Origin of the sequence: Streptococcus sp. S784/96/1 (assembly GCF_902729355.1) — a bacterium.
GTDB lineage: Bacteria > Bacillota > Bacilli > Lactobacillales > Streptococcaceae > Streptococcus > Streptococcus caledonicus.
Genome location: NZ_CACVCC010000015.1, coordinates 25,196 through 38,442, shown reverse-complemented (window position 1 = coordinate 38,442; position 13,247 = coordinate 25,196). Strand labels below are relative to the sequence as shown.

Here is a 13,247-nt window from a genome sequence, read left to right as displayed (position 1 = left end):
TGACTTATGGTATAGTCAATTGAGATAAAGGAGGAAATTATGGCTTATTATTTAACAATTGATGTCGGAGGTACTCACATTAAGTATGCCATCATGACAGAGGATGGTGAGCAAACAAAGCGTGGACACATTCCGACACCTCAAAATCAAGTTGAAGATTTTTTGAATAGCATTTATGGTATTGTGAATGATTGCACAGAAGAGCTTTCAGGAATAGCGTTTAGTGTGCCAGGAAAGGTTGACACGGCAGAAGGTGTTATCTATTTTGGCGGTGCTCTTCAATACCTAGATGGGTTGAGAATTGTTGATATTATGACTGAAAAATACCAGATTCCTGTTAGCGTGCAAAATGATGCTAAAGCAGCAGCTCTTGCAGAACTTTGGAAAGGGAGTCTTAAGGGAAGTCAAGATGGTGCTGTCATTGTGCTTGGTACAGGCGTTTGAGGCGGTATCATTCTTGATGGTAAATTGCGCCTAGGCCCACATTTCCAATCTGGAGAATTAAGTTTGTCTATCTTAGATGCTAGTAAAGATGGCTTTGACAAGATGGTAGGTTATAGTGGTTCAGCTGTGAGAATGATTAGCCAAGTGAATGAGGCGCTAGGGCAGGAGGATGTGACGGACGGTTTATTGGCATTTGAGGCAATCAATAATAGAGATGAAGTTGCCTATCCACTCTTTCAGAATTATTGTCGTCAGATTGCCTATCTTATTTTGAATCTACAAGCCTTTTTTGATCTAACTACCTACGCTATTGGAGGGGGAATCAGTTCTCAAGCTATCTTGGTTGATGAGATTCGTTATCAGTTTGACAGTTTCCTAGAAACAAATCCGGTGATGAAGTTAAATGTACCGAAAGTAGATATTGTAGCAGCTAAGTTTACTAATGATGCTAATTTATATGGTGCCCTCTTTCACCTTTTGTCAGTTAAATAAATCATGACCACCCGTCAAACGGGTGGTTTGAACAGGGGCTATAAGCCCACATCACCAGCCAGCGCCTAAAGACGCTGGCTTTCACTTTGTTCAAGCCTAATCGCTTTTGACTCGTCACTTGCCTCTTAAAGAGGCGCTGGTATTACTTGCCATCATCCCTAAAGGGATCTTCGTATTCTTTTACGCTCAATTTATCCAGAGCAATATCATGTTTTTCTTGTTCTTGGATATATTTTTTAATAGTCGCTTCATTCAGTCCAACTGTGCTCATATAATAACCCTCTGCCCAAAAATGGCGATTCCCAAACTTGTATTTGAGATTAGCGTGTTTGTCAAACATCATCAGAGCACTTTTACCTTTTAAGTAGCCCATGAAACTTGAAACGCTGATTCTTGGGGGAATACTAACTAGCATATGAACATGATCTGGCATTAAATGTCCTTCTATTATTTCGACTCCTTTATAACTACATAAACGTCGAAATATTTCGCCTAGACTGCTTCGATATTGATTATAGATTACTTTTCGTCTATACTTAGGTGTAAACACAATGTGGTATTTACACATCCACTTTGTGTGTGATAAACTACGTGCCTTTTGTGCCATATATTGCTCCTTTCGCTTTACTTCAGGCTTGAACACCTTTATTGTATCGCGTTTGGAGTTTTTTTGGTATAACCAACGATGCGCACCCGCATAGCGGGTGGTTTATTTGTTTCGCACCTACGGAGCGAAACAGACTTAAAGTCACATAATTATAAAGAAGACCTCCGCTATGATGGAGGTCTTTATTTGGAACATCTGATAAAGTCAATTAGTTTTTATTTAGTATTTTTGTTAGCACTTCTCCTAATGTGGTGTGGACGCTCAAAAGGTTTGGGAGACCTTTTGAGGTGGGAAATGAAGCTGACGAAGTCAGTATCACAACCTCCTACGGAGTTTCATTGCTAGATTTGAGCCTATCTCTATCGCGGTAGATGATTGGCTGCACTTGTCGACGACTCGACAGCGTCCAACCTAATCATCCTTGCGGGGGAACTACTACGAAATTGATTCTCAATTTCTGTAGTTCTCCCAAAAAGCCCGTTCTTATCAAACCAATTCCCCTCGCTCTTTTATTTCTGAGCTTGGGCTAAAACTGTCCACTGGACAGTTTCACTAATAAGAATACCGCCATGGCGAAAGAAGCCCTGGTAAATCAAGCCATTTATTGGTTCTTGATTTTACTTAAACTGCTAATTTTGATTTTGAATAAGTATGAAAATCAAAAACTTACAGGTGCAAATAGGATCTAGGCCTATATATTGAGATGCAGTTAGATTTACTCTGTTTTTACAAGATAGCGCCTAAAGAAATTTAACTCATCCTGATTACATTGATTTGCCATTTCATCTCTGATATTACAGTGAAAAACATGGTGTTTTGGGTTATCGGGTGTTCCATAAATGTGAAATTCGTGTTCAATTCCTTTTGCGATGAGGTAACCGTCTAATCTAGTAGAATTATCCCGAAGAAAATCATCAGATGCCGTCATAATAAATAATGGGGGACAAGCAGTGGTGAGGTATTCTTCGGTGCGGAGCAATTCCCCATGTTTAGCAAGGCTTTCATTTGTAAAGTAAGCTTCCGTTGCTCCTGAAATCGCACCGGGAAGGTAGAGGAAACTGCCACCGCAATTGATGGCTGCTGCCCTCAGAGTAAGATTTGGTTTCTCATATTTAAACAAGTTACGGAATTTCTCATTTGTCAGAATAGCAATATACTGAAGAGCCATTTGTCCGCCTGCACTATCTCCGACGATAAAGACATTAGTGAGGTCAAGCTGATAGCGTTCGGCATTTTCGCTTAACCAATGAATGGCAAGATTGATATCGTCTAATTCAGTTGGAAAGACAACTTCTGGGGCTAAACGATAGGTAATATTAATAAAAGCAAAGTCCTCTTTGGCAAGGCTCATACCATAAAATTGGTAGGTTTCTTTAGTCCCATATACCCACCCACCTCCGTGAATATTGATAATAACAGGAAGTTTCCCTGTCTGTTTTTTAGGGCGATAAATGTCCAGTAAATGCCATTTAGGGTCAAATCCATATTGGAGATTGTCAAAGCGTTGCACTTCTGGAATAGTAGTTGGTAATCCCTGGTCTCGTTTTTCATCTCCTTTTTGGAACAAGTCGCGTAGTTGTTTTGCTAAAGCAATAATGTCATCTCGGTTACTCATGGTAAACCTCCTTGTCAATAAAGATACCTCAATTATAGAAGATTGTCAGACGATACTGATTGTGATTTTTGATAAAAAAGAGGCGTTAGTTGATACAAAAAATATCAAAGAGCGCCATTTTTTGGTTAATAGAAGACTTATAAAACAAAAATGTAAGCGCTATACTTGAACTATCATAAGACGGAGGAAGTTGAAATGACACATACCTTTCCTGAAAATTTTTTATGGGGCGGTGCAACAGCAGCCAACCAGTATGAAGGTGGTTATCGTGAGGATGGTAAAGGATTAAATACCAGTGATGCTCTTACGAATGGTAGCCATACCGTGGCGAGACGATTGACGTGGCGTATTCCTGAGACAGGTGAGACTGGTTCAACGGGAATGGGCTTTGGTGCTGATTTGGAATTACCTGATGGAGCGGTCCTTGATATTATTGAAGGCGAGTACTATCCTTCTCATATCGCAACAGATTTCTATCATCACTATAAGGAAGACATTGCTTTGTTTGCAGAACAAGGGTACAAATGCTTCCGTTTGTCCATTAACTGGGCACGTATTTTCCCAAATGGAGATGATGCAGAGCCAAATCAAGCTGGGATTGATTTTTATCATGCTGTTTTCGATGAGTGTTTGAAGTACAGTATTGAACCCTTGGTGACTATTTCTCACTATGAAACACCGCTAGCTTTGACCAATAAATATGGTGGCTGGTTAGATCGTCGTGTGATCGGTTTCTACTTAAATCTTTGTCGTGTATTATTTACAGAATATCGGGACAAAGTGAAGTATTGGATGACTTTCAATGAAATCAATATCATGGCAGCAGCTCCTTATATGGGTGGTGGCCTTGTCAAATCTGACGAGCAAAGTAAAGCTCAGGCAGCTCACCATCAATTTGTTGCCAGTGCTAAGGCTGTTCAGTTAGCACGAGAATTATCGCCAGAAGCTAAGGTTGGTATGATGGTTGCTTATGGTATTACCTACGGTGAGACTTGTAATCCTAAAGACCAACTCATGGTGATGGAAGGTTCTCACTGGGGACACTTTTATACTGATGTTCAATGTCGTGGAAAATATCCAGCTTATAAATTAAAAGAATATGAGCGTAAAGGTATCCAAGTTGTAATGGAAGAAGGAGATTTGGAAATCTTGGCAGATGGTACGGTTGCCTTCATTGGATTCTCGTATTACTCGACTCACGTAGCTAGTTCGGCTAAAGCAGCGGAGCAAGGTGGAAACTTCATGGCGGGGGTTAAAAATCCTTACCTCGAAGCTAATGCATGGGGTTGGCAAATTGATCCGATTGGCTTACGTATTGCCCTTAATACACTTTGGGAACGTTACGAGTTGCCACTTTGGATTGTTGAAAATGGTCTTGGCTACGAAGATGTGCTAGAAGAAGATGGAAGTATTCACGACGATTATCGAATCGCCTATATGAAAGGTCATATTGAAGCAATGGCAGATGCCATTAATCTTGATGGGGTAGACCTTATCGGCTATACTCCTTGGGGATGTATTGACCTTGTAAGCTGTGGCACAGGAGAAATGCGCAAGCGTTACGGTATGATCTATGTTGATCGTAATGATGATGGTGAGGGAAGTCTCGTTCGCCGCCGTAAGGATAGTTTTTATTGGTATCAAAAAGTTATTCAGTCAAATGGTGCTGATTTAGATTAAAAGGAGGACATAACATGTCATTCATGGAGTCAATGCAATCAGGGCTTGAAAAAATCATGGGCCCTTTTGCTCAGAAGTTAAGTGAGAGTAAGATTATTTCTGCTTTAACAGCAGGGATGATGTCGTCTATGCCAATCACGCTAGGGGTGGCAGCATTTGCGATTTTGGGGAATTTACCTATCGGAATTTGGCAAGATTTTTTGACGACCACTGGTATGGGGCAGCACATGCTTGATATTGTAGCTGGAACCTCTAGCCTACTGGCTATCTATATCGTACCGACCATTGCTTATCATTATGCTAAAAATGAAAAGGAAAATGGTTTGACAGCGGCTGTTCTTGCATTAGCGGCATTCATTGTTCTTCAACCGCAAAATATCTCCCTAGGAGAGCAAACAGTAGCGGGTCTTCTCCAAACAAATCTTGGTAGTAATGGGATTTTCGTCGGAATGATTACTGCCATTATTATTGGGATGAGCTATTCTAAATTGATGAAACAAAACATCAAATTGAAATTGCCATCATCAGTACCACCGAATGTTTCAGAATCGCTTAGTCCAACCTTTGTGGCGATGATTCTTTTTGCAGGTGTCTTTGTTGTACGATACCTAGCAGGGTTGACCCCTTATGTAAATATCTTTGATTTGGTGAGTAATGTGGTTGCAAAACCTGTTATGCTTTTTGGTGCAAATCCATGGTCATTGATTGCTTTCCACTGCTTCATGAATCTTTGCTGGTTCTTTGGTATCCACCCAGCGCCAATCTTGAGTGTCTATATCCCAGTATTGATGTCAGCAGGGACAGCTAATACGGAAGCATTCTTAGCAGGAACTCCATCAGCTGAACTCCCATTCTTGACCTTCTCATTGCTTTATGGTTTCTGTTACATTGGTGGTACAGGAAGTACCCTCTCACTTGCATTTTCAATGTACACTGCGAAATCAGAGCGGTATAAAGTCTTTAGAAACATCGCTGTTGTGCCAAATATTTTCAATATCAATGAGCCTATGATTTTTGGGATGCCAATCATGCTTAACCCAATTTTCTTCATCCCAATGATTCTATCAAGTCTAGTGGGTGGCCTTATGGGTTACGTTGCTCTTGAATTCTTTGGTGTCGGCTCAGCCTTTAATCCAACAATTTCACTACCTTGGGTAATGCCTCCATTTATCGGTCCATTTATCACAGGTGGTTGGAAACTTGGCGTATCAATTATTGCTGTTATCTTTGTTCAAATGTTTGTTTGGTACCCATTCTTCAGAATTGCGGATAATCAAGCACTTAAAGAAGAACAAGCTGCTTAGTCATGTTAAAAACGAAAGGAATGAAATATGAGAAATGTATTATTAGTTTGTGCTGCGGGTATGTCAACCTCACTTTTGATGAATAAAATGCGTGAGTATGCTGAAAGTATTAATTATGAAATTTCAGTAGAAGCTCACCCTGTCTCAGTTGTTGATGAAAAGGGAAAAGAGGCAGACGTTATCTTATTAGGACCACAAATTCGTTTCAACCTTAACAAAGTAAAGGGACTTTTCCCAGACAAGCCTGTTGAAGCTATGGATATTCAAGCCTACGGTACAATGAATGGGCAAAAGATTGTAGAGCACGTTAAAACCCTTTTGGGAGATTAGGAGGCTTGTATGGAAGGAATTGAATTAATCGCATTTCAAATTATTGCTTCTGTAGGCTCTGCTCGCTCATCGTACATTGAAGCTATTCAAGCAGCTAAAGCGGGGAATTTTGAAGAAGCAGAAGCTCTTATTAAAGCAGGTGATCGTGAGTTCAATGAAGGTCATCATGCCCACGCCTCCTTGATTCAAAAAGAGGCGAACCAAGAGCAAGTTGACCTTAAGCTTCTTCTGATGCACGCAGAAGATCAACTCATGAGTGCAGAAGGTTTTAAAGTCATTGCACAAGAATTTATTGATGTCTATGACCGATTTAGTAAGTTAGGATAATGAGAAAACGAGGCTATTTCATTTGACAGTAATCAGATTGAAATAGCCTTTTATAGGATTGTTCAAGGAGTTAGGATATGAAAATGCGTATTGGTAAATATGTTCTCCTAGCGTTAGCAGGAATTTCGTTGGCAGCTTGTAGTAAAGGAGGAAATGAGAATGTGACAAAGACACAAGAAAAACTAGCGATTAATCAAGTGAATATTGGTGTAACAGGTTACGAATGGGGACCGTCGGTATCACGCCTTGTGCTAGAACTCAATCAAGAAGTAGAGAGCTTATCGACAGATAAGTTAGAGGCAGTCACAGCAGGTGTGAAACGGAACATCAAGGACGCCTATCTCTCAGATGCCAACGGGGAAAAAGTCAAGGGAGCTAGTCAATATGTTACTCTTGATTTGGAAGTGACTTACACTTTTATGGCTGAGGATAATGCCTCTCCGTTTGTCTTTAATTTTACCAATATGATGAATGAGTGGGCAGCAGAGTACCCCGTAAAAGTCACAGGTCTGACTATTGGCGATAATGACTTATCTGTTGAAGCGGATGCCATCAACAGTCGTGTGATTCCTGAAACCACTGTTTTCAACGTTCGCGACAAGACGACGGGCAACTATCGCAATCCTCTAACTGGGAAAGACGAAGAAGTGACGCTTCACTACGCCGCCTTTGAGCCAGAACATTTGAAAGAAAGTAATGCTAAGAGCCCTCTTGTGATTTGGCTGCATGGTCAAGGTGAAGGGGGAACGGATACCGATATTACTCTACTTGGCAATGAAGTGGTTGCCTTGGCGCGTGAAGAGATACAGTCTCACTATACAGCCACTGGAAATGCCAAAGAGAAGGGTGCCTATGTCCTAGCAGTTCAAACCCCAACCTATTGGATGGACGAAGGGGATGGCACAAATGGAGCTGGAGCGGGTGTGTCTCGCTATACCGAGGCCCTGATGGATACGATTGATGCCTATGTCAAGAGCAATCCAGATATTGATACCAATCGTATCTATCTTGGAGGTTGCTCAAACGGTGGATACATGACGATGAATATGGCCATTCACTACCCAGATTATTTCGCAGCAGCCTATCCAATTGCTGAGGCCTATTCCTACTATGAATTTGAGAAAAATCCAGATGGGACCTATGTGCGCCAAGCCAGCGAGGAAAATCCTGTCGGTGTAGCGGTTCAAAAAGACACGCCTTACTTTACCGAGGATAAATTGAACAAGATTAAGGACCTTCCGATGTGGTTTGTGACCGCTCAAAATGACGACACGGTTAAACCAGCGACTTATACTCTACCAACCTATCAAGCGATGGTGAAAAGCGGTGCACAAAATAAATGGTTCTCTTACTATGAGACTGTAGAAGGTGCAGACATTGAAGGAAATGAATACATGGGCCACTGGTCATGGATTTACTTCTTCAATAATGAAGTGACAGGTGTGCAAGATGTTGTTACAGTTAAGAACGCAGCAGATGTGACTTCTGGATTTAAAGCCGACAACGCCACTAAAGGGGGAAGTGATAAAGCTATCGTAAATGGTACCACTTACGATAATATCTTTGATTGGATGAATGCTCAGACAAAATAACGCTTCCGTTCTTTCAAGAAAAACAATAAAAATCTGGGATTAAGACTCTCAGATTTTTTTGCTAAGCACGATTCAAGCCCCTTGAAATAAGAACGGGTTCATTGACCGAAGCTAAAAATGAAAAGATATGCTATACTAAAGAGAGAATATGTATAAAAACAAGAAGAGGATAGGAGAGCTTTTATTATGATTTGGTCAATGCTTATTGGTTTATTTATTGGTGCAGTTGCAGGTTCTATCACGAATCGTGGGGAACGTATGGGGTGTTTTACAAAGGTGTTTGCAGGCTGGATTGGTTCATCAGTTGGACAATCCTTGTTTGGTCATTGGGGACCAACCTTTGCAGGAATGGCCTTGTTGCCGTCAATTTTAGGTGCTATTATTGTCATTGCTGTTGTTGACTTCTTTTTTGGAGGCAGACGTTAATAATTTCGGAGAAAGATATGGCTTGTATTTTTTGTAACTTGCCTAAGGAAAGTTGGGTTGCAGAGTCAGATTACTTTTTTGCAGTCTGGGACATTGATCCTATTCAAGAAGGGCATTTATTGGTTATTGCTAAGCAACATCTCCTGTCACTGAGTGAGTTATCAGTTAATGAAAAGCTAGATATGCTTACCTTTCAGACTCAGTTAATTGAAAAGATGGAAAGAAGTTCTACTATTTTAGGAGTCACTCTTGCGACAAATAATGGACGTCTGATGGATGAGGGGACGCATTTCCATAGTCACTTGATTCCTCGTTATGAAAATGATGGGTTTTGGGATAACATGACGCTTGAAAATCACCCATTTGATAAAATCTTATTTTAAGAAGAGATTTTGCCTAGTGGTTGTTGATAACTGCTAGGTTTTTAAATTGCTTTATGGTAAAATGAAACAGATACGTGCTTGATACAAAGGTGAGTCAGTAGGGAATGGTTGACCTTTGTAGCCAAGAGGTATCGAATCTATATTATTTAAAGAAAGGAGAGGGTGTTACTAGCTTGTGTTCCGTTTAGTTTGTCTGTTCTTGAACGCAGGCTACAAGCGTTGAAAAATGGTAGACTTTTGTGTGCGAATGCATATCGTTAGTTTCTTGTTTTTCTATCGCGGTTTTAACACTCTTTGTATCTTATGTCTAAACAAGTATTTCAAACAACTTTTGCGGGTCGTCCGCTTGTGGTTGAAATTGGTCAAGTTGCCAAGCAGGCTAATGGTGCGACAGTTGTCCGCTATGGTGAATCAACAGTATTGACGGCAGTTGTTATGTCTAAAAAAATGGCAACAGGTGATTTTTTCCCTCTTCAAGTGAACTACGAAGAAAAAATGTATGCTGCTGGGAAATTCCCTGGTGGTTGGATGAAGCGTGAGGGCCGTCCGTCAACAGATGCGACTTTGACAGCTCGTTTGATTGATCGTCCCATTCGCCCAATGTTCGCTGAAGGCTTTCGTAATGAAGTACAAGTGATTAATACGGTGCTTTCATATGATGAAAATGCTAGCGCTCCAATGGCAGCCATGTTTGGTAGTTCATTAGCCTTATCAATCTCAGATATTCCGTTTAACGGTCCAATTGCTGGTGTGCAGGTTGGGTATATTGATGGGGAATTTATCATCAATCCAAATAAGGCACAACAGGAAGCATCACTCTTAGAATTGACAGTTGCTGGTACTAAAGAAGCCATCAACATGGTAGAGTCTGGTGCAAAAGAATTGTCAGAAGATATTATGCTTGAAGCGTTGCTGATTGGCCACAAAGCCATTCAAGAATTGATTGCCTTTCAAGAAGAAATCGTAGCAGCCGTTGGGAAGGAAAAAGCTGAAGTCGAACTTCTTCATGTTGATCCAGAATTGCAGTCTGAAATCATCGCTAAGTACAATGCTGATTTGCAACAAGCGGTGCAAGTTGAAGAGAAAAAGGCGCGTGAAGCAGCAACAGAAGCTGTTAAAGAACGCGTGACTGCTGAATACGAAGAACGCTACGCAGAGCATGAAGAATACGCTCGTATCATGCGTGATGTGGCAGAGATTCTTGAACAAATGGAGCATGCCGAAGTCCGTCGTTTGATTACAGAAGATAAAATCCGTCCTGATGGTCGTCGTGTTGATGAAATCCGTCCCTTGGATGCTGAGATTGATTTTCTACCAAAAGTGCATGGTTCAGGTCTCTTTACACGCGGTCAGACTCAAGCCTTGTCAGTATTGACCCTTGCTCCGATGGGTGAGACACAAATTATTGATGGTTTAGATGACGAGTACAAAAAACGTTTCCTTCACCATTATAATTTCCCACAATACTCAGTCGGTGAAACAGGCCGTTATGGTGCCGCTGGTCGTCGTGAAATTGGTCACGGTGCTCTTGGTGAGCGTGCACTTGAACAAGTCTTGCCAAGTCTTGAAGAATTCCCATACGCTATTCGTTTGGTAGCAGAAGTGCTTGAATCAAATGGTTCATCGTCACAGGCTTCTATCTGTGCAGGTACCCTTGCTCTTATGGCGGGTGGTGTGCCAATCAAAGCACCAGTTGCCGGTATTGCGATGGGGCTTATTTCAGATGGAACAAATTATACTGTCTTGACAGATATTCAAGGTCTTGAAGATCACTTCGGAGACATGGACTTCAAAGTTGCGGGTACTCGTGACGGTATTACAGCGCTTCAAATGGATATTAAGATTGAAGGGATTACGCCTCAAATCCTTGAAGAAGCCCTTGACCAAGCTAAGAAAGCTCGTTTTGAAATTCTTGACTTGATTGAAGCGACAATTGCTGAGCCTCGTCCAGAATTAGCACCAACAGCGCCTAAAATTGATACCATTACAATTGATGTTGATAAGATTAAAGTTGTCATCGGTAAAGGTGGGGAAACCATTGATAAAATTATCGCCGAGACAGGTGTTAAAATTGACATTGACGAAGACGGTTTGGTATCTATCTTCTCATCTGACCAAGTAGCCATTAACCGTGCCAAAGAAATCATTGCAGGGCTGGTACGTGAAGCCAAAATTGATGAAGTTTATCATGCTAAAGTAGTTCGTATTGAGAAATTCGGTGCTTTTGTTAATCTTTTTGAAAAAACAGATGCGCTTGTTCATATCTCAGAAATGTCTTGGGCGCGAACAAATCGTGTTGAAGACTTGGTAGAGATTGGTGATGAAGTTGATGTTAAAATCATTAAAATTGACGAAAAAGGCCGTATTGATGCCTCTATGAAGGCTCTTCTGCCAAAACCAGAAGGCTATACTGAAGAAGCTAAAAAAGAGCGTTCCGGTCGTCCTCGTCACCGAGAGCACAATGGAAATGGGAAAGAAGAACGCAAGCTACACCATAATGGTGGATTAGGCGGACATTTCCGTGAACCCAAATCTCGTTCAACAGAAGAAAAGGCAGACTAAGATGACTGGATTAGGAAAACTTGACCAACAACTCCGTGATTTTATTGCAGATCCAACTGATTTTTTGAGCATCATGTCTTTTGTTATGGGGCTTCATGGCCAAGAGGTGCTAGCAAGCGATAAACCGTATGCTCTAGAGATTGATGGCAAAAAGGTCACGCCAGTTTTTACAGATGAATCTGATCTTGAAACCTTTAAAGCGCAACAAGCTAGCGCTCGTGAACAACATTGGGGTGAACGAAAAACGCTTGGCATTCTAGAAGAGGTCATCGTGAAACAACTTTCAGGTATCGTCTTTAATCTGAAAAAAGAAGGAGACATGGGAAATTCAAGTATTTTTCAATCCAGTGAATTAATCGCTTTTGTCAATCATTATACGACAATTCTTAATCAGGTGATGGGAGATAACAATATCCAAGCAATTTTGCTAGAAAAATATTACCTAGTGCCAGTTTTTGTACATCCAAATACCGATGGCTCTAGTGATAGACTTTTCCCTACTTTATCAAATCAAGAAGGAAATAGCTTTGTTCCAGTATTTTCAAATATGACTAGTTTTGCCAAATGGTATCGTGAGGATGACTTCGGGGGGCGATTTAAACAAGCTAATGGTATTGTGGTTGCGTGGACGCTGCAAGATATCAAGTCACCTGTAGACGGAGAAAATGAGATTTCAGACACCATTGGTATAGTGATCGATTCTTTTGATGATAAACAAATTTTAGTGAAGTGGGAAGATATTAAGTAGGAGGGAACTATGGGCTGGTGGAAAAAAAGTATCAATATTGTTAAAGAACTTGATCCAGCGGCTCGTAATAGCCTTGAAGTTCTCTTAACCTATCCTGGATTGAAAGCCTTGGCTGCGCACCGTTTGTCACATTGGCTCTGGAATCATAATTTTCGATTAATGGCACGGATGCACAGCCAGTTTTGGCGTTTTTGGACTCATATTGAAATTCATCCGGGAGCTCAGATAGCGCCAGGAGTCTTCATTGACCATGGGGCTGGATTGGTAATCGGAGAAACAGCAATTGTCGAAGAGGGTGTTATGCTTTATCATGGTGTAACTCTCGGTGGAACTGGTAAGGATGTGGGCAAACGCCATCCAACAGTGCGTAAGGGTGCTCTTGTTTCGGCACACGCTCAGGTGATTGGACCTATTGAAATTGGTGAGAATGCTAAAGTGGGTGCAGCCGCAGTTGTGCTAGCAGATGTACCAGCTAATGTTACTGTTGTTGGCATGCCAGCAAAAATTGTGCGTGTCCATGGGAAAAAGGATGACGAGGTCATCCACGATTTGGAAGATCATCGTGAACATTATCTCAGAAAATTAGAAGAATTGCGTGAGGCGAGCCATCGTTCAGCAGGATTGTGAGAAATAGAATTATTATTTTTGACTTCGGTTTTAAGAAGAATAATATCAGGAAATCTTTTTCGGAATATCATTGCCTTAACTAAATGATCTCAACTCATTAAAAATAAAGC

At 41.1% G+C, this 13,247-nt stretch carries 12 protein-coding genes and 1 pseudogene; 11 read left to right on the top strand and 2 right to left on the bottom strand.

Going from position 1 to position 13,247, the window contains the following annotated elements:
- Window positions 1–39 precede the first annotated feature (39 nt).
- A pseudogene (locus GZ996_RS06660) lies at window positions 40–936 on the top strand (ROK family protein).
- Between the two features lie 142 nt (window positions 937–1,078).
- Here GZ996_RS06660 and tnpA read toward each other — a convergent pair.
- Both tnpA and GZ996_RS06650 read right to left on the bottom strand, forming a co-directional pair.
- Window positions 1,079–1,543 carry an IS200/IS605 family transposase gene (gene tnpA / locus GZ996_RS06655; RefSeq protein ID WP_162011648.1) on the bottom strand — a complete coding sequence of 155 codons (465 nt, stop codon included), beginning with the start codon at window positions 1,541–1,543 and terminating at the stop codon, window positions 1,079–1,081.
- Window positions 1,544–2,258: 715 nt separating this feature from the next.
- Window positions 2,259–3,158 carry an alpha/beta hydrolase gene (locus tag GZ996_RS06650; protein ID WP_162011647.1) on the bottom strand — a complete coding sequence of 300 codons (900 nt, stop codon included), beginning with the start codon at window positions 3,156–3,158 and terminating at the stop codon, window positions 2,259–2,261.
- Between the two features lie 195 nt (window positions 3,159–3,353).
- On the opposite strand from GZ996_RS06650, the gene GZ996_RS06645 reads away from it, so the two are divergent.
- The 10 genes from GZ996_RS06645 (at window position 3,354) to cysE (ending at window position 13,137) form a co-directional block, all read left to right on the top strand.
- Window positions 3,354–4,838 (top strand): glycoside hydrolase family 1 protein, encoded by a 1,485-nt coding sequence (locus GZ996_RS06645; protein WP_162011646.1) that lies wholly within the window; start codon window positions 3,354–3,356, stop codon window positions 4,836–4,838.
- Window positions 4,839–4,852: 14 nt separating this feature from the next.
- Window positions 4,853–6,142: a PTS sugar transporter subunit IIC gene (locus GZ996_RS06640; RefSeq protein ID WP_162011645.1), complete on the top strand. Its 1,290-nt coding sequence runs from the start codon at window positions 4,853–4,855 to the stop codon at window positions 6,140–6,142.
- Between the two features lie 27 nt (window positions 6,143–6,169).
- Window positions 6,170–6,472, top strand: coding sequence for a PTS sugar transporter subunit IIB (locus GZ996_RS06635; protein WP_121835021.1), 303 nt, complete (start codon window positions 6,170–6,172; stop codon window positions 6,470–6,472).
- 9 nt (window positions 6,473–6,481) lie between these two features.
- Window positions 6,482–6,799 carry a PTS lactose/cellobiose transporter subunit IIA gene (locus GZ996_RS06630; protein WP_121835022.1) on the top strand — a complete coding sequence of 106 codons (318 nt, stop codon included), beginning with the start codon at window positions 6,482–6,484 and terminating at the stop codon, window positions 6,797–6,799.
- Window positions 6,800–6,876: 77 nt separating this feature from the next.
- Window positions 6,877–8,391: a prolyl oligopeptidase family serine peptidase gene (locus GZ996_RS06625; protein ID WP_162011644.1), complete on the top strand. Its 1,515-nt coding sequence runs from the start codon at window positions 6,877–6,879 to the stop codon at window positions 8,389–8,391.
- Window positions 8,392–8,577: 186 nt separating this feature from the next.
- Window positions 8,578–8,817 (top strand): GlsB/YeaQ/YmgE family stress response membrane protein, encoded by a 240-nt coding sequence (locus GZ996_RS06620; RefSeq protein WP_162011643.1) that lies wholly within the window; start codon window positions 8,578–8,580, stop codon window positions 8,815–8,817.
- A gap of 17 nt (window positions 8,818–8,834) precedes the next feature.
- Entirely contained in the window at window positions 8,835–9,200 is a 366-nt protein-coding gene (locus GZ996_RS06615; RefSeq protein WP_156806874.1) for an HIT family protein, read from the top strand.
- Window positions 9,201–9,503: 303 nt separating this feature from the next.
- On the top strand, window positions 9,504–11,762 hold the full coding sequence (pnp, locus tag GZ996_RS06610; protein WP_162011642.1) for a polyribonucleotide nucleotidyltransferase: 2,259 nt from the start codon (window positions 9,504–9,506) through the stop codon (window positions 11,760–11,762).
- Between the two features lies 1 nt (window position 11,763).
- Window positions 11,764–12,510 (top strand): SseB family protein, encoded by a 747-nt coding sequence (locus GZ996_RS06605; protein WP_161979917.1) that lies wholly within the window; start codon window positions 11,764–11,766, stop codon window positions 12,508–12,510.
- A 9-nt stretch (window positions 12,511–12,519) separates the two neighbouring features.
- A complete protein-coding gene (cysE, locus tag GZ996_RS06600; RefSeq protein ID WP_156806880.1) occupies window positions 12,520–13,137 on the top strand; it encodes a serine O-acetyltransferase in 618 nt (205 codons plus the stop codon).
- The last annotated feature ends 110 nt before the right edge of the window (window positions 13,138–13,247 follow it).

Excerpts from the sequence above, each read along its gene's own strand:
- tnpA (WP_162011648.1), bottom strand. The coding sequence starts at position 1,543 with ATGGCACAAAAGGCACGTAGTTTATCACACACAAAGTGGATGTGTAAA.
- GZ996_RS06650 (WP_162011647.1), bottom strand. The coding sequence starts at position 3,158 with ATGAGTAACCGAGATGACATTATTGCTTTAGCAAAACAACTACGCGAC.
- GZ996_RS06645 (WP_162011646.1), top strand. The coding sequence starts at position 3,354 with ATGACACATACCTTTCCTGAAAATTTTTTATGGGGCGGTGCAACAGCA.
- GZ996_RS06640 (WP_162011645.1), top strand. The coding sequence starts at position 4,853 with ATGTCATTCATGGAGTCAATGCAATCAGGGCTTGAAAAAATCATGGGC.
- GZ996_RS06635 (WP_121835021.1), top strand. The coding sequence starts at position 6,170 with ATGAGAAATGTATTATTAGTTTGTGCTGCGGGTATGTCAACCTCACTT.
- GZ996_RS06630 (WP_121835022.1), top strand. The coding sequence starts at position 6,482 with ATGGAAGGAATTGAATTAATCGCATTTCAAATTATTGCTTCTGTAGGC.
- GZ996_RS06625 (WP_162011644.1), top strand. The coding sequence starts at position 6,877 with ATGAAAATGCGTATTGGTAAATATGTTCTCCTAGCGTTAGCAGGAATT.
- GZ996_RS06620 (WP_162011643.1), top strand. The coding sequence starts at position 8,578 with ATGATTTGGTCAATGCTTATTGGTTTATTTATTGGTGCAGTTGCAGGT.
- GZ996_RS06615 (WP_156806874.1), top strand. The coding sequence starts at position 8,835 with ATGGCTTGTATTTTTTGTAACTTGCCTAAGGAAAGTTGGGTTGCAGAG.
- pnp (WP_162011642.1), top strand. The coding sequence starts at position 9,504 with ATGTCTAAACAAGTATTTCAAACAACTTTTGCGGGTCGTCCGCTTGTG.
- GZ996_RS06605 (WP_161979917.1), top strand. The coding sequence starts at position 11,764 with ATGACTGGATTAGGAAAACTTGACCAACAACTCCGTGATTTTATTGCA.
- cysE (WP_156806880.1), top strand. The coding sequence starts at position 12,520 with ATGGGCTGGTGGAAAAAAAGTATCAATATTGTTAAAGAACTTGATCCA.